Annotated in this window: 3 protein-coding genes; all 3 read left to right on the forward strand. The window is 54.3% G+C overall.

All coding sequences use genetic code 11. The annotated features are described in order from the left end of the window. Positions 1-259 precede the first annotated feature (259 nt). The 3 genes from GM154_RS25450 (at position 260) to GM154_RS25460 (ending at position 2,228) form a co-directional block, all read left to right on the forward strand. A complete protein-coding gene (locus GM154_RS25450; protein ID WP_258020059.1) occupies positions 260-625 on the forward strand; it encodes a hypothetical protein in 366 nt (121 codons plus the stop codon). Continuing rightward, on the forward strand, positions 625-939 hold the full coding sequence (locus GM154_RS25455) for a hypothetical protein (protein ID WP_219654308.1): 315 nt from the start codon (positions 625-627) through the stop codon (positions 937-939). The genes GM154_RS25450 and GM154_RS25455 overlap by 1 nt, the downstream gene beginning before the upstream one ends. A 140-nt stretch (positions 940-1,079) precedes the next feature. Beyond that, positions 1,080-2,228 (forward strand): protein rep, encoded by a 1,149-nt coding sequence (locus GM154_RS25460; RefSeq protein ID WP_219654310.1) that lies wholly within the window; start codon positions 1,080-1,082, stop codon positions 2,226-2,228. Positions 2,229-2,254: the final 26 nt, after the last annotated feature.

The raw sequence follows: 2,254 nt of genomic DNA on the forward strand, positions 1-2,254 counted from the left end.
GCTCTGAGACCAACGGGCTCGGAGCGGACGCGCCCCGCAGGGGGCTCTTAGCTCTTGCTCTACCCACTACCGAGCCGGTGTAGTGGGTACACCTCAGTTAAGTACACCTCAGTTAAGGGCTCTTAACAAAAATAGTTAAGGGGCCTTAACGCTACTCCAAAAAGCCCAACATTTGCTCCTAGGATTGCTATTGACGCTCCTCATTTGATGATGCATGCTCCGCAGCACTTAACAAGTCATCATTTTAGGAGTTGATCTCATGACACCTTTCGAGCAATTCATCCAATACCGCGCTTTGTCTTTTAAATTCTCTACTTCTGGTGTTTCCATGGGCCAGTTAGAGCGAATGGTTGCAGCTGGGTCTGTTACTCAGCTGGATCAGGACGGCAATCCCGTTCCTACCACTTTGGAGGAGGTAGTGCCTTTCAAGGTGCAAAACGTCTGCGCCAAGCTCGCTCAGCCTTTGGTTGATCGTCTTGATAACGCCTTAAGCGTCTTGGATATGACTAAGCGTGATTTCATCGAGCTTGCTCTTATCGAAGCACTCGACAAGGTCGACCAAATGCTAGAGGAGACCAACGCTTTTGAGTTTGTCGATGCTCGGTCTTCGCAGGAGTCTGAGTGATGGCTGAACCTATGTTCACTCTGTGCGGCCAGGTGATGAATACGTTTGTTCAACCTGGTGGTACTTCAAAGAAGACCGGCGACGCTTACGATCCGCGCGATAAGGTCCAGCTCTTGGGCCAGTTGCCCATGCCGAATGGTGGGCATCGTTTAGAGCTAATCACCCTGAATACCGAAGATGCTCGTTTGTTTGAGCAAGCTATTGGCAAGACCGTGCGTATTGCTGTGGGCATGTATGCCGTTGGCAAGTCGGTCGGCTATTTCATCCCGCAGGGCGCAAAGCCCTTTCTGGTACAGCCTCGTCCTACTGCGTAAGCCTGTGGCGAACCGCAAGCTAGACCGCCTGCATGCGAGCAGCAGCAGCCGGTCTAGCGGTCGGGATCGCCACATTACTTGATACATAGAAACAAAGTGTCGGCAGGGGTATCCTGCCTGCACGGGATAAGGAGCCATTGATGGCCAAAAAGAAAACCCCCGTGAGCGTTTCCGACTTGGCGGCCGAGACACTCACAGGGGTCGATGAAGTAGTTAACTTCGGGGAAAGAATAGCACGGTACGGGCAGGCTAGAACAAGAGCCGTTGGTATGCTCGATCACCTGCGTGACGAAGATTCCCCCGAGGCCACCAAAGCAGCCGCAGGCCTCGCCACCTGTGGCAATTACTTGCATTTCCGGGAGTACTACACGGTGGGCAAAGTCCGCCTGCATAGTGCCCGTTTCTGTAAGCAGCACCTCATCTGCCCAATGTGCGCGATCCGTCGCGGATCGAAAGCTTTGGGCGCTTACCTAGACCGCTGGGAAGTGATCAGGGAAGAGCGTCCAGAGCTTCGTGCCTACCTCATTACGTTAACCGTGAAGAACGGAGACGATCTTGAAGAACGGCAAGAGCATCTGACGGGAAGTTTGAGAACTCTCATGCATCGCAGACGCGACTTTAACGCCGGTACTCGCGGCGCGCCTTGGACAGAGCTTTGTAACGTGGAAGGCGCTGTCTATACGCTCGAATTGACCCAAAAGGGCAAGGGATGGCACCCCCACTGCCATATGATCGCTCTGTGCTCCTCTGAGCCCTGTCAGGAGGCTTTGAGCGAGGAATGGAAGGCAATCACAGGTGACAGCTTTATCGTTGACGTGCGGCCTCTGAGCGCCTTTCAGGACCCTGCAGAAGGCTTCATGGAAGTGTTCAAGTATGCGGTGAAGTTCTCCGACCTCTCCTTGGCTGACAACTGGCATGCCGCTCAAGTCCTCAAGGGCAAGCGTTTACTCAATAGCTTCGGGCTCTTCCGTGGTGTTGATGTCCCCGAATCGCTCTTGGATGAACCGCTAGACAATCTGCCCTACTGGGACCGGTTCTATCGGTACATGAACGGGATCTACCAGCTTACGGACGAGAGTCCGAAAGCAAAGGATCAGCCTAGGGATGATGCAGGGGATCTAAAGAACCGCTCTTACGTGGTTACAAAGCCTGCCGATCTATCTCAAGTCAAGGGCGGCGCAGCCGGGCTTCAGCCTTCACCCTTGACTCACTCCGAACAAAAGACCCTCCAGCGCTCTGCTCTGAGACCAACGGGCTCGGAGCGGACGCGCCCCGCAGGGGGCTCTTAGCTCTTGCTCTACCCACTACCGAGCCG

The organism is Pseudomonas sp. MAG002Y, assembly GCF_019400845.1.
Lineage (GTDB): Bacteria > Pseudomonadota > Gammaproteobacteria > Pseudomonadales > Pseudomonadaceae > Chryseomonas > Chryseomonas luteola.